This window comes from Aeromonas sp. R9-2 (assembly GCF_040908025.1).
In the GTDB taxonomy this organism is placed as follows: Bacteria; Pseudomonadota; Gammaproteobacteria; order Enterobacterales; family Aeromonadaceae; genus Aeromonas; species Aeromonas veronii.
On record NZ_JBFOCX010000026.1, the window covers coordinates 239,493 to 258,871 of the forward strand.

Here is a 19,379-nt window from a genome sequence, read left to right on the forward strand (position 1 = left end):
CGACATATTATGCTAATGAATCACGGTGACGGCACCTTTATTGATAGGGATCAAAGGCAAACAGTGGTCAGATCACTAGATTTCGCTCTTCGATAAATTTATCAGGAGTGAATATTGGAACTTTTATTCGTCTTGCTCGTTCTGGTCGCTGTGGTCTACGGCATTATCAAGGATTACAACCCGCAGGCGGTGTTGGCGCTGGCGGGCATGGCCATTTTTGCGGTGGCCTACTGGCTGGGGTTGCACCCCATTCTGCCCGCCGACAAGAGCACCGGCTTCGCCCTGTTCGACCTGTTCGAAGTGTTCAAGGGGATCTTCTCCTACCGCGCGGCGGGCCTCGGCCTCACCATCATGGCGGTGGCGGGTTTTGCCACCTACATGTCCCATATCGGGGCCTCCCAGGCGCTGGTGCGAGTGGCGGTCAAACCGGTGGCGGGCATCCAGTCCAGCTACCTGATGCTCTCCATCTGCTATCTGGTGGCGGTATTCGTCTCTCTGTTTGTCACCTCCGCCACCGGCCTTGGCCTGCTGTTGATGGTCACCATGTATCCGGTGATGCGCAACCTCGGCATCAGCCCGGCCTCCGCCTGTGGCGTCATCGCCACTTCCCAGGCGTTCGAGATTGGCCCGACCCAGACCAACGCCATCTTCTCCGCCGGTCAATCCGGCATGGATCCGACCAGCTATTTTGTTGACTACCAGATCTGGCTGGTGGCCCCCATGCTGCTGGTGACCATGGTGCTGCACTTCTTCTGGCAGCGTCACTGCGATCGCAAGGATGGCTGGGATCCTGCGCTCCATCGTGGCGATCACGCCGAGCTGGACGAACAGGGCACCGAGAGCGTGCAGGCGCCCACCTGGTATGCCCTGCTGCCGATCATCCCCTTCGTGCTGATGATGACCTTCTCCAAGCTGCTGGTGAGCGACATCAAGATGAGCGTGGAGGTGGCCATGCTGCTGTCGGTCTTTATCGGCATGCTGTGCGAGCTGCTGCGTAGCCGCTCGGTGCGTACCGCTTTTGCCGGGCTGTCGAGCTTCCTCGACGGCATGGGCAAGGTGTTTGGCCCCGTGGTGGCGCTCATCGTCTGTGCCGAGCTGTTTGCCGAATCCCTCAAGGCCATCGGCGCCATCGATACCCTGCTGCACTCTGCCAGCAATGCCGGTATCGGCAGCGGTCTGATGACGCTGGTGATGGTGGCGCTGATCATGGTGGCGGCGGTCATCATGGGCTCCGGCAATGCGGCGTTCCTCAGCTTCTCGACCCTGGCACCGGCGGTGGCAGCCAAGTTTGGCGTACCTGCGGTAACCATGCTGCTGCCGATGCAGCTCGCTTCCAGTATCGGCCGTACCGTCTCCCCCATCGCGGCTGTGCTGATCGCCTGTGCGGGGATTGCCAAGGTATCGCCCTTTACCGTGGTCAAGCGCACCAGCGTGCCGATGGCGGGGGCGCTGCTGACGGCGCTGACCCTCAACTATCTGCTGTTTATGTAGTGATGTGGGTTATGTAGTGGTGTTTGGAATTTACCGGTCGGGCGGGTGGCATGGCTGCCCGCCTTTTTCTCACTGTGTCGCATTGTTGCAATAGACGATCGGCCATCAACGCTGATTGTTGCATGGAGAAGATAATGACAGTTGTAAAGAGCCCGTTTTCCCTCGATAGCTATCTGGCCGATCTGGCCCCGCTCATCAACCTCGATTGCGGTACTCGCACCCCGGCCGGGGTGGCGAAGGTGGCCGACATCATGACCGAGAAATATGAGGCCATCGGCTGGCAGGTGACCCGCCACCAGTTTGCTGCCGAGTGCGGCCCCTGCCTCGAGATCACCAATGCGCCTGGTGCCGATCACTACGATGTGATGCTGTGCGGCCACATGGATACCGTCTTCCCCGAGGGGACGGCGGCCAAGCGCCCGCTGAAAATCGAAGGCAATCAAGCCTTTGGCCCCGGCGTGTCAGACATGAAGAGCGGCCTGCTCTCTATCTGGTATGCCCTCAAAGAGATGGATCCGGTGCTGCTGGCCAAGCTCAAGGTGCTGGTCTGCTACAACTGCGACGAAGAGATTGGCTCCCCCTGGTCCAAGGATTGGCTGGTGAAAAAAGCCAAACTGAGTGGCTGCGTGCTGGTGGCCGAGGCAGCCCGTCCCAACGGGGATCTTATCAGCGCCCGCAAGGGCAATGCCAAGTACCGCATCACCTTCCACGGCAAGGCGTCCCACGCCGGTTCGGCCCTCACCGAAGGGATCTCTGCCATCACTGAGCTGGCGCATTGGGTGCTGGCCATCAACGAGCAGGTCAACATGACCACGGGCACCACCATGAACGTCGGCGTGGTACAGGGTGGCACCGGCGTTAACGTGGTGCCGGACTTTGCCGAGGCGATCGTTGATCTACGCTTCTGGAGCAACGAAGAGGCTGCTGCGGTGCACGACCGGCTCACCTTTATGGCCAACAACCCCTTCCTCGTGGGTTGTCGGGTTGAGGTGGATCGCCAGACCTTCAAGCCGGCGATGCGACCGAGTGGTGACACCGAGGCGCTGATGGCGCTGGTGGAGGCGGCAGCCAAAGAGGAAGGTATCCCATTCAACTGGCTGGAGGCCGGTGGCGGCTCGGATGCCAACTTCACCGCCGCCGCAGGGGTGCCGTCGCTGGATGGCTTCGGCCCCATGGGTGGTGGTTTCCACTCGGAGGCGGAGTTCCTGCTGCTGGAGAGCATCGAACCACGCATCCGCCTGCTGCAGCGGGTGCTGGGCAAGCTGACGAAATAAGCCGGTTTATCCCTTGTTCGGGTCGTCATGGCCCGCTCAAAACTGGTCCGCTCAAATCCAAACGGGAGGCTGTTGCCTCCCGTTTTTTATCTCGATTTTTCGCGCTAGCTGAGTGAGTTGGCCAGATGGCTTGCGGCCGTTACCCCTGCGGTTCGGCCAGATAGGCCAGATGATCCTGCCGCGCCACCTGCCAGCCATCGAGGCGCAGCGGGGCCGCAAAGCCCGGGCCGTCGGTCACCATGGTGTGGTACTCCCCCTGCTCGCCGCAGGCATCGAAGCCCTCGCGCTCGGCCAGTTGCTGCAACTCGGCGAGGGTGGCGGCATCGAGGGTGCGCCCAGTCCACTCGGGGGCCAGTACCCGGGTATCGACGCAGGAGAGGTGGGCGATGATGCCGCGGGCCAGCATATCCGCCAGCAAGGCTTGACGAGATTGCTGCCAGAGCGGGGTGTGGACGGTGAGACCCAGCGGCTGGCAGCGTTCGCGGATCCAGTTTGGCGCGCCGCCTACGCTGTCGATATCGCCGGTGACTACGCCATCGAGTTGCCACTCCTCCTTGAGCCGCGCCAGTGCCCGCTCATAACCTAGGTCGAACGGCGCTTCTATGGTGACCAGCAGATGGGGCAGCGCGAGGGCCGCCGCCTGCCGACGCACTTGCGACAGGGGATGGGCCAGAAAGCGGGGGGCTGGGGGGGCAAAGGTAGCCAGTGCCACTACCTGATGGCCCGCTTGGCGAGCATGACAGAGGGCCAGCATGGCATCTTTGCCACCGCTCCAGAGCAGGATGACGCGAGACATGGATGAGATTCCAATGGTGAACGAGGGGGCATGCTACCCAGCGGCGTGGGCACAGGTAAAGGTATTGTGTCCGGAAATGGCGGTGGGGAAATGGTTGGGATCACAGAGCGGGAAAAAAGCAGGCCCCCGAAGCGGGGGCCTGTATTGCAATAGCGTGGTAAACGCCGCTGCGATTAGAGCAGGATGCTGGTGAGGATAAAGCCCAGCGAGCAGGAGGTCACCACCCCGATCAGCCCCGGAATGATGAAGCTGTGGTTGATGATGAACTTGCCGATGCGAGTGGTGCCGGAGCGGTCGAAACCGATACAGGCCAGATCGCTCGGGTAGGTCGGCAGCACGAAGTAGCCGTAGCTGGCCGGCAGGAAGGCGATCAGCAGCTTGGGTTCGACACCCAGCGCCAGACCCATGGGGGCGATGGCGGTGAGGGCGGCGGCCTGGCTGTTTACCAGCTTGGAGATGAGGAACAGCACCAGGGCGTAGGTCCAGGGCTGGGCCTGTACCACATGGGCCAGGGTCTCTTTGAGCAGCGGCATGTGAGCCTGGAAGAAGGTCTCACTCATCCATGCCACCCCGAATACGGAGAAGATGGCGACCATACCCGCCTTGAAGACGGCACCGTTGGCGATCTCGCCCGGCTTGACCTTGCAGCGCATCAGGATGATGGCACCGGCGATCAGCATCATCATCTGGATCACCAGGTTCATGGAGAGCGGGCCAGTTTTGTCCTTGATGGTGAATACCGGGCGCAGACCTTCGTTGGCGCCGAGCAATACCACGGCAGCGATGGCGGCGAAGAAGATCCAGGTAGACCAGTAGGCCTCTTTCGGGAACTTGGTGTTAAGCAGGGTCTCGCCACCACCGTAGATGAAGGCACGCTGCTCCGGGTCTTTGATCTTGGCCTGGAACTCTTCATCCTTGTCCAGATCCTTGCCGCGACGCAGGCTCCACAGGGCCGCCACGATGACACCGGTCAGGGAGGAGGGGATGGCGATCATCAGGATGTCGAGCAGGCCGTAAGCCTGACCGATACCATGACCGGCCGCCAGAATGGAGACCATGGAGACCACGGCAACGGAGACCGGGGAGGCGCAGATGGCCATCTGGGAGGCAACGGAGGCCACGGCCATTGGACGCTCGGGACGGATGTTCTTCTGCAGCGCGATGTCAGCGATGATGGGGAACATGGTGTAGACCACGTGGCCGGTACCGCACAGGAAGGTGAGGGTCCAGGTGGTGAGCGGTGCCAGGATAGTGATGTATTGCGGGTGACGGCGCAGCAGGCGCTCGGCCACTTGCATCATCAGGTTGAGGCCACCGGCAGTCTGCAGGGTGGCGGCACAGCCGATCACCGCCAGAATGGTCAGCATTACCTGAACAGGCGGTTCGCCCGGCACCAGGCCGAAGACGAAGGTCAGCAGGAAGAGACCGATACCACTGATGAGACCGAGTCCCATGCCCCCAAAGCGGGTACCCAGCAGCAAGCAGCCGAGTACCACCAAAAATTCCATCAAGATCATTCCGTTACCTCGTGTGATTCAACCCATATTGCCGCGGGTAGCCTGAACCATGAATTGTCATTGTCTGTTTTATTTAGCCCAAAAGGGTTAGTTGCTATTCTGCTCCCCTGAAAAAGTGAAAAAATTGAGTTACTTCAATAACTCGATGAATTTTTGATTAAACCACTTAAAAACCACGTACTAACAAAAACATCATTTTTGTCACCAAGTGGTATCACTCGGGGCCAAGCCATCGGGTGGTCATGGCGGTAGAGCAGAGCGGCAACAGGGCTGCAGGGGAGGGGCATAAAAAGGGCTCGATTGCGGCAGAAGAGGGTGAAAAAGCCAGCGCTCAGGCTACTTTTGCCAGCAAGGGCTGACTTCAGCGGGTTGGCTCATTTGGCCGCAGGTGCTTGCTGCAGATAGCGGCGCTGATAATCCTCGCTCAGCTTGGCAATATCCAACCTGGCAATGGCCTGCGCCACCCGTTGCTGCAACGCCTGCTGATCGGGGCGAAACATGATGTGCAGGCTCTTGTGTTCGAGGATCTTCGGGTGAAACTGTAATCTGGCGCTGATCAGCTTGCGATCATGGTTGATGAGCCAGTGGAAGACATCCCGGTCGATCACCGCCAGATCGAGCCGATCGCGCTGCAATTTGCGCAGGTTGAGCAGGTCGGAATCGACGGCGGCAGTGTTGAGGCGCTTGCTGGCCATCAGAGCATCGAATTCACGGGTGTTGACGTATCCCTCCACCACGCCGATCCGGTAGGGGGCGAGATCCGTGAGCTGCTGCCAGGGGATGGGGGGGCCTGAGCGCTGCGCCATACCCAGCACGCTGTCGCCTACGCTGGCGGAGCTGCGCCACAGGGTCGGCAGGGTGTCGGAGAGGTACTCGGGAAAATAGCCGCTATAAGGCTGGGTCGGGTCGGCCGCCAGCCGTACCGCCCGCTGCCAAGGATAGAAGTCGAATGTCACCTCCAGTCCCGCTTCGGCAAAGGCGCGCTTGACGATATGACCGGTGAGGCCGCCATCGGGCAGGCTCTGGCTGGTGTAGGGGGGCCACTCCAGGGTGGTCAGACGAATGGGCTCGGCCCACAGTTGAACAGGCATGCAGGTCAGCAGTAACGAGAGCAGCAGGCGATATCCCATAGGCGACGAGTTCCTTGTGCCGGTTGATCCTGAGTATCACCCATAACGGTGACAATAAAAAAGCCGACCCACAGGTCGGCTTTTGCAATGCAGTGGCAAGATGCCGCTGATCAGAACTCGGCGGTACGCGGAGTACGCGGGAACGGGATCACGTCGCGGACGTTGCCCATGCCGGTCACGTAGACCACCAGGCGCTCGAAGCCCAGACCGAAGCCGGAGTGCGGCACGGTACCGAAGCGACGCAGGTCGCGGTACCACCAGTAATCTTCCTTGTTCAGGCCCATCTCGGCCAGACGGGCATCCAGCACGTCCAGACGCTCTTCACGCTGGGAACCACCGATGATCTCGCCGATGCCCGGTGCCAGTACGTCCATCGCGGCAACGGTCTTGCCGTCGTCGTTGAGGCGCATGTAGAAGGCCTTGATATCTTTCGGGTAGTTCTTCACCACCACCGGAGACTTGAAGTGCTCCTCGGCCAGATAGCGCTCGTGCTCGGAGGAGAGATCGATACCCCAGGAGACCGGGAACTCGAACTTCTTGCCGCATTTTTGCAGCACTTCGATGGCGTCGGTGTAGTCGATCTGGGCGAAGTCGGAGGAGACGAAACGCTCCAGACGGCCGATGGCATCCTTGTCCACGTGCTGGGCGAAGAACTCCAGATCGTCGCGACGCTCGGTCAGTACGGCGTTGAAGACATACTTCAGCATGGCTTCGGCCAGTGCGGCGTTATCTTCCAGATCGTTGAAGGCCACTTCCGGCTCAACCATCCAGAACTCGGCCAGGTGGCGGCTGGTGTTGGAGTTTTCAGCGCGGAAGGTCGGGCCGAAGGTATAGACCTTGGAGAGTGCGCAGGCATAGGTTTCGGCGTTCAGCTGGCCGGATACGGTCAGGAAAGCCTCTTTGCCGAAGAAATCTTCGTTGTAGTCCACCTTGCCGGCGTCGGTGCGCGGCAGGTTTTCCATGTCCAGAGTGGAGACGCGGAACATCTCGCCGGCACCTTCGGTATCAGAGGCGGTGATGAGCGGGGTCGCAACCCAGAGGAAACCCTCTTCGTGGAAGAAGCGGTGGATGGCTTGCGCCAGGCAGTGACGAACGCGGGTCACGGCGCCGACGATGTTGGTGCGCGGGCGCAGGTGAGCCTGTTCACGCAGGTATTCGATGCTGTGGCGCTTGGCGGCCATCGGGTAGGTGTCCGGATCTTCGACCCAGCCGACTACCTTCACCTCGGTCGCCTGCAGTTCGAAAGCCTGGCCGCTGCCCTGAGAGGCGGCAACCACGCCGGTCACTTCCACGGAGCAGGCAGTGGTCAGACGCAGCACTTCATTCTCGTAATTGGCCAGGGTATTGGGGACAACTGCCTGTACCGGATGGAAACAGGAGCCATCGGAAATGGCCAAAAATGAGATCCCCGCCTTGGAATCACGGCGAGTCCGGATCCACCCTTTGACAGTTTGGGTGGTGCCGACCGGATACTTACCGGCCAGCACATCTACTACGGATGCGTGCGTCATCGAAATATTGTCTCCAGCTTGTTCTTGCAGCGCTATTTGCAACACTAGGGAGTCTGGCCCGGGCACAGATGGCCCACCATGGCAGACTAAGCCGTCAATCTTACCCGCGCGGGTTTGATAAACAAGCAAAAATGTCGGACTCTGGTGGGGTTTTCGGCATGGTTCACTCAACAAGAGTGTCACGGGCGCAGGAGAGGTGGGTGAAAGATCGGCGGCATGGGCCAGATTGGCTGACACGGGTGTTGCAGGGGTTGGTGATGCTCTGCTGGGGCGGCTTTATCGTGCTGCTCTCCCTTTACCACTATGCCCGGCCCGAAATTGCCTACGGTTTTCTGGTCTATGGCGGGATCGAGGTGCGCGATTATTGGGACCCGGCCCTTACCCCCTGGCTGGTCTACGGGCTCTGGAGCTGCTGCGCCCTGACGCTGGCGGTGTTGCTGCTGGAGCGCAAGCGCAGCCGCCGTCAGGATGACTCCCGGCATGTCAATCTGGCCATTCTGCTATTGGTACTGATCGCCAGTCTGCTTTTCTACTACGTTGGTTAAGCGCCCGCCTCAGCGGGACTGATCCGGCTCCTGCCTGCTGGCCTTGGTGCGTTTGCCGAGCTGGCGCTCCACACTGTCGAGCATCTGGTTGTAGGCCACCGCCACCCGGCCAATCTCGTCGCCGTCATCCCCCTCCAGCCGGTGGCCGAAGTCGTGCAAGTCGGTGGCCTCTTCCATGGAGCGGGTCAACTGGTTGAGGGGGCGCACGATCCAGGTGCGGATGACCCAGAGGGTCAGCAGCAGTCCCAACCCGAAGATGCCGGTGAGGATCAGCGCCGAGGTGAGAATGTTCTGCTCGACCCGGGTAAACAGCGAATCGAGGGAGTAGTCAAAGCGCACCGCACCAAGCACGGTATTTTCCGGCACCAGATGACAGCTGGTGCAGTCGGTGCCGCGAAAATCCTTCTTGGCCAGCAGCGGTCGGGTCACTACCAGACGGCTGTGCATGCCGTTGTGCACCACCTCCAGGCTCCCTTTGCCCGCCAGAGCCAGCTCATCAAACTCATCTTTTACCTGTTCTGTCTCCCGTCCCGGGCCGAACTGTTTGCTCACCGCGTCGCCACGAACGATGCGGGCATCCTCCACATGGGCGTGGTCGAGAAACTTGCCGCGCAGGGTATCGCGGGCATCCATCTTGCCGGTCAGCATCAGCATGTTGAGGCCATCGAAATAGGCTTCGGTCTGCTCGCGGCTCTGCTCCTTGATGAGGGTCAGGATGAGATCGCGCTCGCGCACCGCCTGATAGGCTGCGGAGAAGACCAGTACCATGGAGAAGATGAAGAGCAGGAAAAAGTTGATTTTGGCAGCAATGGAGAGGCGCATGAGCAGTCTTTCTTGATGGTAAAACCGCAGCAGTTTACCCCTCTTGGGGCCTCAGGTCTGGTGTTTTGCTCACATTACGGCAAGTGAAACTGCACTGAAGTGGATAAAGTTGCCCTCTTTATATATCAAATGCCGGTAGTCAAACGGGCGGCAGCGATGGCCGCCCGCTGCATGCATTAAAACTCGCCTTCGGCGATGGCCTGACGGATGGCGCCGGTCAATACCCGCAGCTCTTCAGGGGTGATGACGAACGGGGGCATCAGGTAGACCAGCTTGCCAAAGGGGCGGATCCAGGCGCCCAGTTCGACAAATTTGCGCTGGATGCGCGCCACATCCACCCGCTCTTTCATCTCCACCACCCCGATGGCGCCGAGCACCCGCACATCCGCGACCGCCGGGTGCAGGGTCAGCTCTACCAGCTCGGTACGCAGCTGATGCTCGATGGCGCGCACTCGCTCCTGCCAAGGTGAGGCCAGCAGCAGATCGATGGAGGCGTTGGCCACCGCGCAGGCGAGCGGGTTGCCCATAAAAGTGGGGCCGTGCATAAAGACCCCCGCCTTGCCGTCACAGATGGTGCGGGCGACATGCTCGGTGGTCAGGGTCGCCGAGAGGGTGAGGTAGCCGCCGGTGAGTGCCTTGCCCAGACACATGATGTCGGGGCTGATCCCCGCCCAGTCGCAGGCAAACAGCTGGCCGGTGCGGCCAAAGCCGGTGGCAATCTCGTCGGCAATCAGCAGCACGCCGAATTCGTCGCACAGGGCGCGCACCCACTGCAGGTAGCGGGGGTGATAGAAGCGCATGCCGCCAGCGCCCTGCACTATGGGCTCAAGCACGATGGCGGCGATCTCTTCGTGATGATCGGCCATGAGCGTCGCCAGCTCCACCACGCACTGCTCGTCCCACTCGGCGTGGAAGCGGCAGCTGGGTGCGTCGACAAAATAGTGTTCCGGCAGGAATCCTTTGTAGAGCTCATGCATGCCGCCATCGGGATCGCAGACGCTCATGGCGCCAAAGGTGTCGCCGTGATAGCCGCTGCGCAGGGCGACAAATTTGGCTCTGGGCGTCCTCTTGGCGTGCCAGTACTGCTGCGCCATCTTGAGCGCCACTTCCACTGCCACCGAGCCGGAATCGGCCAGAAATACCCGATCAAGCCCCTTCGGAGTGATCTCCACCAGCTTGCGGCAGAGCTCGACAGCCGGGGCGTGGGTGAGGCCGCCAAACATCACGTGGGACATCTTGCCGAGCTGGGCGGTGGCGGCGGCGTCCAACTCCGGCACCTGATAGCCGTGCACGCAAGCCCACCAGGAGCTCATGCCATCCACCAGTTCACGGCCGTCGCTGAGAGTGATCTTCACCCCTTTGGCGCTGGCCACTTCATAGCAGGGCAGGGGGTGAGTGAGGGAGGTATAGGGGTGCCAGATGTGGTGCAGGTCGAATTCTTGGTTGGTCATTTGTTGTTCTGTTGTCAATTGATTTGATCTGGTCGGTGTTGACAGTCTACGCGTGCTCTCTACACTAGCCAACAATTTCAGCCACTTGGCACTGCGCATCACCTTGAGCGCGCGGGCCCGGCGGCGGGTTCTGTGGCCGTCCATCCCAAGATGGCGGGCGCAGGATCCCACTAATAACAACCGGAAGCCATGTATGAATGCTCTCACCGCGGGCGGTCACGCCCTTCGTCATGACTGGACCCTCGCCGAGGTTCAGGCCCTGTTTGCCCTGCCATTTAACGATCTGCTGTTTCAGGCCCAGACCGTCCACCGCGCCCACTTTGACCCGAACGAAGTGCAGGTGAGTACCCTGCTCTCCATCAAGACCGGCGCCTGCCCGGAAGATTGCAAATACTGCCCCCAGAGCGCCCGTTACCACACCGGGCTTGAGGCCGAGCGGCTGATGGAGGTGGAGAAGGTGCTGGAGCGGGCCCGTGAAGCGAAGGCCAACGGCTCGTCACGCTTTTGCATGGGGGCCGCCTGGCGCAACCCCAAAGAAAAAGACATGCCCTACATCATCCGGATGATTGAGGAGGTGCGCGGGCTGGGGATGGAGACCTGCATGACCTTGGGGATGCTCACCGCCGATCAGGCGGCGCGTCTTGGCGCTGCTGGGCTTGATTACTACAACCACAACCTCGATACATCGCCGGAGTTTTACGGCGAGATCATCTCCACCCGCACCTATCAGGACAGGCTCGATACCCTGGAGCATGTGCGCGGTGCCGGTATGAAGGTCTGCTCTGGCGGCATCGTCGGTATGGGTGAGCAGGCCAAAGACCGTGCGGGCCTCTTGATGGCGCTCGCCAACCTGCCGCGGCACCCGGAGAGTGTGCCCATCAACATTCTGGTCAAGGTGAAGGGGACGCCGCTGGAGAACGAGGAGAACCTCGATCCGTTCGAATTTATCCGCACCATCGCGGTGGCGCGGATCATGATGCCCGCCTCCCATGTGCGTCTCTCCGCCGGGCGGGAGAAGATGAATGAGCAGATGCAGGCCATGTGTTTTATGGCCGGGGCCAACTCCATTTTCTATGGCTGCAAGTTGCTGACCACTCCCAACCCGGACGAGAACAGCGATATGCAGCTGTTCAAGCGACTCGGCATTCGCCCCGCTCAGCGGGCCCAGAAGCCGGATCAGGTTCAAGAAGAGGAGCTGCTGGCCGAGGTGAGCCGCCAGAGCGAACCTGCCGAAATGTTTTATGACGCCACCCGCCCCCGTGCAGGGGCCGCTCGGTCATGAACGGCCCTGCAGTAACGGGCCCCTTTGGGTTGGGCGCGGCGCTGGCCGAGCGCGAGCAGGTGGGTCTGCTGCGCAACCGCATCGCGACCGACGGTGCGAGTGGCGGGCGGCTCAGGGTTGCGGGGCGCGACTACCTCAACTTTTCCGCCAACGACTATCTGGGACTGGCGGATCACGGCGCCATCAAGGCCGCCTTCAACGCGGGGATTGAGCGTTATGGCACGGGCTCCGGCGCCTCGCCGCTGGTGACCGGTTACAGCCGTGCCCACCAACAGCTTGAGGAGACCCTGGCCGAGTGGCTCGGGGTGGAGGCGGTGCTGCTGTTCAACTGCGGTTTTTCGGCCAATCAGGCGGTGCTCAAAGCGCTGCTCGGCAAGGAACATCTGCTGTGGCAGGACAAACTCAACCACGCCTCTTTGCAGGAGATGGGCAGCCAGCTCCCTTGCAAGATGAAGCGTTTTGCCCACAACGATATGGCGGCCCTTGAACGACAGCTTGAGCCAAATCGCGGGCTCATCGTCTCGGAGGGGGTGTTCAGCATGGACGGGGATCAGGGCCCTTGGCGCGATCTCGCAACCCTCGCCGCCCAAAGCGGCAACTGGCTGATGATCGACGATGCCCACGGCCTCGGCGTGCTGGGACCCGAGGGGCGCGGCACTCTGGCTGCGCAGGGGGTTCCTCCTGCCAGCGTACACATCCAGATGGGCACTTTTGGCAAGGCGCTCGGGGTTGCCGGTGCCTTTGTCGGTGGCAGTCGTGAGCTGGTGGAGTATCTGGTCAACTTCGCCCGCCACTATGTCTACAGCACCCATATGCCCGCCGCGCAGGCTTGCGCGGTCAGCAAGAGCATCGAACTGGTGCGCGAGGCTGATGAGTCCCGCGCCCATCTTGGCCAGCTGATCGCCCGCTTCCGGCAAGGGGCAAAGGCGCAGGGTTGGCAACTGGGGGCGAGCGACACCCCGATCCAGCCGCTGCTGGTGGGGGAGAGCGTTGCTGCTTTGCAACTGGCTGAACGGCTGCGGGAGCGCGGCGTCTGGGTGAGCGCCATTCGCCCGCCCACTGTGCCAGTCGGTACGGCCCGGCTGCGTATTACCCTGAGCGCGGCTCACCGCGAGCAGGATGTGGATCGCCTGCTCGATGCCTTGGGGGTCTGCCCTGCAGCGACAACGCTTGGGGAGACTCATCATGGCTGAGCGTTTTCAAACGGTGGACAAGGCGCAGCTTGCTCGCCGTTTCGGCGCCGCCGCTCGTCACTACGATGCCCATGCCCGCTTTCAGCAGGAGGTGGGGCAGGCGTTGCTGGAATGGATGCCGAGCAGGCTGGTTGGCACTGATCTGACGGTGAGCGGGCTGGATCTGGGCTGCGGCACCGGCTTTTTCTTGCCCCAACTGGCGAACCGTTGTCACCAGCTGGTGGGGCTGGATCTCGCCCCCGGCATGCTGGCGCAGGCCGCCTTGCGTGGCAGCGGTGCTCGCCTGCTCTGCGGCGATGCGGAGCAGCTTCCTTTCGCCGATAATGCGTTCGACTGGGTTTTCTCCAGTCTGGCGCTGCAGTGGTGCGAGCGTCCGGCCCAGGCTTTCGGCGAGCTGCTGCGGGTGGTCAAACCGGGCGGGCAGATCTTTTTCTCGACCCTGCTCGATGAGTCGCTCTGGCAGTTGCGAGCCGCCTGGCAGCAGCTTGATGGTCGCGCCCATGTCAATCGCTTCCTCAGCCTGCCACAATTGGAGCAGGCGCTGGCTAGCGCCGGGGTCTCTGCTCCCGAGCTGCGTTGTATCACCTGGGATCTCGCCTATCTTGAATTGCCGCAGCTGTTGCGCGATCTCAAGGGGATTGGGGCCAATCAGGTCAATGACAATCAGGGGAGTGCCGCCCCGGCCGGTCTGAGCGGTCGCGCCAGATTGCAGCAGCTGGCGCAGGCGTATGAGGCGTTTCGCCAGCCCGATGGCAGGCTGGTCGCCAGTTATCGGGTGTGCCTCGGCCGTCTCAGCAAGCCTCGCTGAGCGCCGGGAATCGCATTGTGTGCAGGGTAGTCAACGGGCCCTGCCAAGGAGAGAACCGTATGAAATCATTCTTTATCACCGGCACCGATACCGATGTGGGCAAGACGCTGGTGGCGCGCACCCTGCTGCGCGAATTCAGCGCACAGGGAATCAAGTGCGCGGGTTACAAGCCGGTCTCGGCCGGATGTGCTCGCACTCCGGACGGGCTGCGCAACCTGGATGCCGTTCTGTTGCAGGAGGCGGCGAGTCTGCCGCTGCCCTATGAGGTGGTCAATCCGTTCGCCTATGAGTCGCCGATTGCACCCCACATTGCCGCCAGCGAGGCGCGCCAGCCTATCACCATGCAGGGGTTGAGCGAGGGGCTACGCAAGATTGAACAGGCCGGGGCCGAGCTGGCGGTAGTAGAAGGGGCGGGGGGCTGGTATCTGCCGCTCGATCGCAAGCATCTGCTGTCGGACTGGGTCAAGCAGGAGAACATGGCGGTGATCATGGTGGTGGGGGCCAAGCTGGGTTGCCTCAACCATGCGCTGCTCACCTTTGCCGCCATTCGCAATGATCAGTTGCCGGTAGCGGGGTGGGTAATTAATCGGCTCCATGGTTCCATGAGCCATTATCAGGAAAATCTGGACACCCTGAGGGGCTTGCTGCCAGCCCCCTTCCTCGGCGAAATTCCGTTTATAAACAATCCGCTTGAAGCCGATTTGCAGGGGCGTCTCGATATCTCGCCGCTACTTTGACGGCATATTCAGCGAACATTCATCGAATCTCCCTAGAATGTCGACATTAACATGATCAGGTGGGGATCCCGAGTGATCCCCGGTCATGTCCCTTATCTTCACAAGGAGTCTATATGAAGCGAATTATGCTATTCCTGGTGACCAACCTGGCCGTCATGCTGGTGCTGGGGGTGGTACTCAATATCCTGTTCTCGGTTCTGGGGATCAACAAGTCCAGCATTTCCGGGCTGTTGGTGTTCTGTGCCGTGTTCGGTTTTGGGGGTTCCTTTATCTCCTTGCTGATGTCCAAGTGGATGGCCAAGCGCAGCTATGGCGTCCAGGTCATCGAGCAACCCCGTAACGAGACCGAGCACTGGCTGGTGAGCACTGTGGCCCGTCAGGCCCGCGAAGCGGGTATCAAGATGCCGGAAGTGGGGATCTACGACTCTCCCGAGATGAACGCCTTTGCAACCGGCGCCCGCCGCGATGATTCGCTGGTGGCGGTCTCCTCCGGCCTGCTCTACAGCATGAGCCGTGACGAGGCGGAAGCGGTACTGGCCCACGAGGTGAGCCACGTGGCCAACGGCGACATGGTGACCCTGACCCTGATCCAGGGGGTGGTGAACACTTTCGTGATGTTCTTCGCCCGGATCGTAGCTGGCGTGATCAGCAACTTCTTCAGCTCCAACAACGAGGAAGAGAGCAGCAGCACCGGCGGTTTTGCTTACATGATCACCGTGTTCGTGCTGGAGATGCTGTTCGGCATTCTGGCCTCCATCATCGTCATGTGGTTCAGCCGTCAGCGTGAGTTCCGTGCCGATGCCGGTGCCGCCAAGTTGGCTGGTCGCGACAAGATGATTGCCGCCCTTGAGCGCCTCTCCCGCGGTGCCGAGCCGCAGCTGGAAGGCTCCATGATGGCCTTTGGCATCAACGGCAAGCGCTCCATGAGCGAGCTGTTCATGAGCCACCCGCCCATCGAGCAGCGTATCGCCGCCCTGCGTGGTTGATAGATACTGAATGACGGGAGATGACCCCGAATAAAAAACGGCTGCCTTCGGGCAGCCGTTTTGCTTTTCAGCGTTCTTTAAAGCTTGAAGTGTCCCATCTCCTGACGCAGTACCCGTGACAGCTGCTTGAGCTTGGCCGCCTCTTGAGATACGTGACGGGCGGCATCCCCCGATTGCTCGGAGAGAGAGGTGATGTTGCCGACGGTAGAGACCACCTCGTTGGCGGCGGTGGACTGCTCGCGCAGGGTGTGGCTGATCTCCCCCATCAGGCCGGTGAGGTTGGAGGCGTGGCTCTGGATGCTGGCGATCGCCTCGCCGGTCTGGTTGGCCAGCGTGACCCCGCGAGAGACGTTGTTGACCGTGTTCTCCATGCTGCGGATGGAGGCATCGGCCCCGCTCTGGATCTTGCTGATCATCCCGGTGATCTGCTGGGTTGAGGCCGCCGAGCGACTGGCCAGATTGCGTACCTCGTCGGCCACCACCGCAAAGCCGCGACCCTGTTCACCGGCTCGCGCTGCCTCGATGGCCGCGTTGAGAGCCAGCAGGTTGGTCTGATCGGCGATACCGCGGATCACCCCGATGATCTCCGAAATCTGCTGGGTATGGCCGTTGAGCTCGGAGATGGTGCTGGCTGCATCCCCCACTGTGGTGGAGATATTCTCGATGCTGCCAAGCGTCTCTTTAATGACCCCTGATCCCTCCTCCAGGGTATTGGCTGAGACCTTGCTCAGCTCGTCGGCATGGGTGGCGTTGTCGGAGAGGTGACTGATGCTCACCACCAGCTCCTCGATGGCAGCGGCCATGGTCTGGGTGCTGGTTTGCTGATCGGTGGCAAACTGGGCAGTCTGTTCGGCGATCTGGGCGATGCTGTCGGCAGAGTGGGATAGCTCCTCGGTGGAGTGGGAGACCTTGGCGATGATCCCCTTGAGGGTGGTCTGCATGCCGCCGAGCAGACCGATCAGGCTCTCTTTCGATCCTGGCGGCACCTTGATGGGGCGCGAGAAGTCCCCTTCCGCCATCATATGGAGATCGGTCTTGAGCTGTTCGACCGAGGTGCCCACCAGATCGAGCAGGGAGCGATAGGTGCGCCAGAGGAAGAACATCAACACCAGACCGAGGGCGATAAAGAGATAGCGCAGCATATCGGTATTGGCGATGGCGCTCTCGACCGCCTCATGGTTGCGCTGCTCCATCATCACGTAGAAGTCATCGATGGGGGACATGATGCGCCCCTTGTTCTGGTGATAGGCCTTGTCATGCATCATGACGATGGCTTTTTGCTGGTTGGCAACCAGGTCGCCATCGCTCTGCTGCACCAGTTTGAAGGCGGCGACCTCGGTGTTGACCAGCGCATCCGAGTTGTTTTTGGCCTCGTTCAGTTTGGCGAGTTCGCCGTCGGTGAAACCGGCATCCTTCATCAGATCGATCAGGCCACGGCGAACATTGCTGTCGGGGCGGGGATTCTGGCCGTTGGCGGCGACAAAGTCCCAGTAGATACGGTTGTAGCCATCCGGCCTCGGCTGTTCGCCGTTACGAATGGCCAGGATCCGCATGTACTGCTGCTCGTAGGCTGGATCCTTGGTGATGACGTAGGTGCGCCCGAGTCGGGTCAGATCATCGGAGGATTGGCGCAGTTCGTCGGCCAGTAGGTAGGAGACATATTGTTGTCGATAACTCTCTTCCAGTTGTTTCCCAGCCCAGCTGTAGGCGAAGAACACCAGTGACAGCAGGATCAGGGTGATGACGGATAGCAGCAGGTTGAGCTGAAAGGCGGGCTTGTTCTGTTCCATGGTATGGGCGTCCTTTCCCTATGGCTGAGTGTCGTATGGAGCATCGCCAAGTCAATGGCTGGCAAGGCTTTTTGCTCTGAGAGTATAGGAAGGGAAACTCACTGATGAAGGCCGTGGGGGCAAATTAAGGGCGGATCAGGTGAACAAGTGTAGATAAAGATGACCGGGGTCAATTCCCTGGTCATCTGGGTTGGCGTGAATTAATGCGGCCCGATCACCCGATCATAGGATTTCAAGGTCGGTGAGCGGCACGGCGCAGCAGGTAAGGATCTTGCCCTCGGCCCGCTCGGCGGCGGTGATGGCGGGGGCGTCGGGGTGATCCACCTCGCCCGAGATCAGCGTCTGTTTGCAACTGCCGCAGATGCCGGCGCGGCAGCTCCAGGGCAGCTCAACTCCCTGCTTGTTGGCCTGATCCAGCACAGTGCCCTGATTGTTGCCGGTAAAGGCTTGGGCGCCGATACGCAGTTGTACCGCCTGATGGGGGCGGGCCACCGAGAGAATGGCGCCGCCAAAACTCTCCTGTTTAATACGCGCGGCCGGAACGCCGAGGGCTGCCACTTTGGCGGCTGCATCGGCCATAAAGCCGTGGGGGCCGCAGATAAAGACCTCTTTTTCGGTCAGCCCTTTGATCCGTTGCAGATGCTCATCATTGAGTCGCCCTTGCAGCCCCTGCCAGTGATTGTCCGGCTGGCTCAGGATAATGGTGAGGGTCATGCCCTGCTGCGCCATGGCGTGCAGTTCACTGGCGGCGGGAATGTCCGCTTCACTGCGGCACAGGTGCATAAAGTGAACCTCTTCCAGCTCCCCGCGCAGGGCCAGGGTGCGGGCAATCGCCAGCATGGGGGTGACGCCGGAGCCTGCGGAGAGCAACAGTAGATTGCGCTCGGACCCTAAGTGAAACTCGCCAGCGGGGTTGGCGGCCAGCAGCCGATCACCCACCTGCAACTGCTGGTGCAGCCAGTGGGAGATGCGGCCACCCTCCACCTTTTTGACGCTGATGCCGTAACGCTCCGGGTGATCCGGTGTGGAGCTCAGGGTATAGCGCCGCTGGATCCGCTCGTTTTTGATATCGAGGCTGATGGGCAGATGCTGGCCAGGCAGGTATTCGGGCAGGGGCTCGCCATCGGCGGCTTCGAACCAGAAGGTCTCCAGATCCCGCGCCAGCGGTTCGCGGACCACGCAGATCAGCTCCCGCTTCTTCGGCGCGGCGGCGGGATAGACCACCGGACGGGTACGCTCCAGCACCTCGATCTCGCTGCCTGCCTCAATCCAGCCCTCGTTCAGCGCCACCAGATTCTGGCCGAAGTAGACCTCGCCATCCTCGCCACGGCGGTAGCGGGTGAGGGTGGCCAGCGGCTCTTTGAGGGCGTTGAAGCGATCGGTGCCTGCTTCCACCGTGGTCATGATGCAGCGGCTGCAGGGTTTGACCACCTTGAATTCCACTTCGCCGATGCGGATGCGCACCCAGCTGTCCTCCTCGAAGGGCTGGGTGTTGCTTGCCACCAGATTGGTGCGGAACTGGCTCATCTGGTGCAGCGCATCGGAGCGCAGATTGAGATCCTCAAGGGAAGCCTGGCTTATCAGCAGCAGCGGATAACCGTCGGCAAAGCTGACCCGGGTGCCGGTCTTTTCACGAAAGCGATCAGAGGTTTCACCCAGCCAGAGCAGTTGCACCGTCTCCCCTGCCACCCGGCTCAGCCACCCATCGGCTTTGGGGTCGGTGTGCAGTGCGGTGAAACGGTCGCTCCAGACTCCGGTAGCTTGCGGGGCGCGGCTGAAGTCGACCTCTTGCAGGGTGAGCGGTTCAAAGCCCGGATAGCGCAGTTGCAAGCCTCCTTCGATGGGGGTGGCCACGACCTGTTGCAGCTGGGGATGGGTACGGGCGGTGATAAAGGTGCCGTCCGGTTTGACCACCATGTAGCGGCGATCCCCTGCCAGTCCCTCTTCGGTCACCCGGGCGCGAGCCAGCGGCATACCTGCAGTCGATTTGATGGGGTAGAGGTGAATGCTGTCTAGCCTGGGCATCTTCATATCCTTGTGACGCGG

At 61.1% G+C, this 19,379-nt stretch carries 16 protein-coding genes; 8 read left to right on the top strand and 8 right to left on the bottom strand.

What is annotated here, in order from left to right; translation table 11 throughout:
- The first annotated feature begins 114 nt into the window (after window positions 1–114).
- Window positions 115–1,491 (top strand): C4-dicarboxylate transporter DcuC, encoded by a 1,377-nt coding sequence (gene dcuC / locus AB5Y71_RS15255; RefSeq protein ID WP_128836092.1) that lies wholly within the window; start codon window positions 115–117, stop codon window positions 1,489–1,491.
- A 134-nt stretch (window positions 1,492–1,625) separates the two neighbouring features.
- Entirely contained in the window at window positions 1,626–2,765 is a 1,140-nt protein-coding gene (locus tag AB5Y71_RS15260; protein ID WP_368171940.1) for a M20 family metallopeptidase, read from the top strand.
- Between the two features lie 139 nt (window positions 2,766–2,904).
- Here AB5Y71_RS15260 and AB5Y71_RS15265 read toward each other — a convergent pair whose 3' ends face one another.
- The 4 genes from AB5Y71_RS15265 to asnS form a co-directional block, all read right to left on the bottom strand.
- Window positions 2,905–3,561, bottom strand: a complete 657-nt coding sequence (locus tag AB5Y71_RS15265) for an adenine nucleotide alpha hydrolase (RefSeq protein WP_201908471.1) — start codon at window positions 3,559–3,561, stop codon at window positions 2,905–2,907.
- A 173-nt stretch (window positions 3,562–3,734) separates the two neighbouring features.
- Complete coding sequence (locus AB5Y71_RS15270) at window positions 3,735–5,078, bottom strand: anaerobic C4-dicarboxylate transporter (protein WP_005337916.1); 1,344 nt, start codon at window positions 5,076–5,078, stop codon at window positions 3,735–3,737.
- Window positions 5,079–5,452: 374 nt separating this feature from the next.
- A complete protein-coding gene (locus AB5Y71_RS15275; RefSeq protein ID WP_368171941.1) occupies window positions 5,453–6,208 on the bottom strand; it encodes a substrate-binding periplasmic protein in 756 nt (251 codons plus the stop codon).
- Window positions 6,209–6,318: 110 nt separating this feature from the next.
- Window positions 6,319–7,719, bottom strand: coding sequence for an asparagine--tRNA ligase (asnS, locus tag AB5Y71_RS15280; protein WP_058055992.1), 1,401 nt, complete (start codon window positions 7,717–7,719; stop codon window positions 6,319–6,321).
- A gap of 200 nt (window positions 7,720–7,919) precedes the next feature.
- Here asnS and AB5Y71_RS15285 point away from each other — a divergent pair, with 200 nt between their 5' ends.
- Window positions 7,920–8,264, top strand: a complete 345-nt coding sequence (locus AB5Y71_RS15285; RefSeq protein ID WP_005359354.1) for a hypothetical protein — start codon at window positions 7,920–7,922, stop codon at window positions 8,262–8,264.
- 9 nt (window positions 8,265–8,273) lie between these two features.
- On the opposite strand, the gene AB5Y71_RS15290 is transcribed toward AB5Y71_RS15285, so the two are convergent.
- Both AB5Y71_RS15290 and bioA read right to left on the bottom strand, forming a co-directional pair.
- Window positions 8,274–9,086: a HAMP domain-containing protein gene (locus AB5Y71_RS15290; RefSeq protein WP_368171942.1), complete on the bottom strand. Its 813-nt coding sequence runs from the start codon at window positions 9,084–9,086 to the stop codon at window positions 8,274–8,276.
- A 176-nt stretch (window positions 9,087–9,262) separates the two neighbouring features.
- Complete coding sequence (gene bioA, locus AB5Y71_RS15295; protein WP_368171943.1) at window positions 9,263–10,537, bottom strand: adenosylmethionine--8-amino-7-oxononanoate transaminase; 1,275 nt, start codon at window positions 10,535–10,537, stop codon at window positions 9,263–9,265.
- A gap of 193 nt (window positions 10,538–10,730) precedes the next feature.
- Between bioA and bioB the strand changes: the two genes are divergently transcribed.
- From bioB to htpX, 5 genes are all read left to right on the top strand, one after another.
- Window positions 10,731–11,819, top strand: coding sequence for a biotin synthase BioB (gene bioB, locus AB5Y71_RS15300; RefSeq protein ID WP_368171944.1), 1,089 nt, complete (start codon window positions 10,731–10,733; stop codon window positions 11,817–11,819).
- Window positions 11,816–13,012: an 8-amino-7-oxononanoate synthase gene (bioF, locus tag AB5Y71_RS15305; protein WP_368171945.1), complete on the top strand. Its 1,197-nt coding sequence runs from the start codon at window positions 11,816–11,818 to the stop codon at window positions 13,010–13,012. The genes bioB and bioF overlap by 4 nt, the downstream gene beginning before the upstream one ends.
- Window positions 13,005–13,820, top strand: a complete 816-nt coding sequence (gene bioC, locus AB5Y71_RS15310; protein ID WP_368171946.1) for a malonyl-ACP O-methyltransferase BioC — start codon at window positions 13,005–13,007, stop codon at window positions 13,818–13,820. The genes bioF and bioC overlap by 8 nt, the downstream gene beginning before the upstream one ends.
- Before the next feature lie 59 nt (window positions 13,821–13,879).
- Window positions 13,880–14,557 carry a dethiobiotin synthase gene (gene bioD, locus AB5Y71_RS15315; protein WP_368171947.1) on the top strand — a complete coding sequence of 226 codons (678 nt, stop codon included), beginning with the start codon at window positions 13,880–13,882 and terminating at the stop codon, window positions 14,555–14,557.
- Between the two features lie 113 nt (window positions 14,558–14,670).
- Window positions 14,671–15,543 carry a protease HtpX gene (gene htpX, locus AB5Y71_RS15320; RefSeq protein WP_005337890.1) on the top strand — a complete coding sequence of 291 codons (873 nt, stop codon included), beginning with the start codon at window positions 14,671–14,673 and terminating at the stop codon, window positions 15,541–15,543.
- Between the two features lie 77 nt (window positions 15,544–15,620).
- Here htpX and AB5Y71_RS15325 read toward each other — a convergent pair whose 3' ends face one another.
- Together AB5Y71_RS15325 and AB5Y71_RS15330 are read right to left on the bottom strand one after the other, a co-directional pair.
- Window positions 15,621–17,333 carry a methyl-accepting chemotaxis protein gene (locus tag AB5Y71_RS15325; protein ID WP_139435878.1) on the bottom strand — a complete coding sequence of 571 codons (1,713 nt, stop codon included), beginning with the start codon at window positions 17,331–17,333 and terminating at the stop codon, window positions 15,621–15,623.
- Between the two features lie 222 nt (window positions 17,334–17,555).
- Entirely contained in the window at window positions 17,556–19,358 is a 1,803-nt protein-coding gene (locus AB5Y71_RS15330; protein ID WP_368171948.1) for an MOSC N-terminal beta barrel domain-containing protein, read from the bottom strand.
- Window positions 19,359–19,379 lie beyond the last annotated feature (21 nt).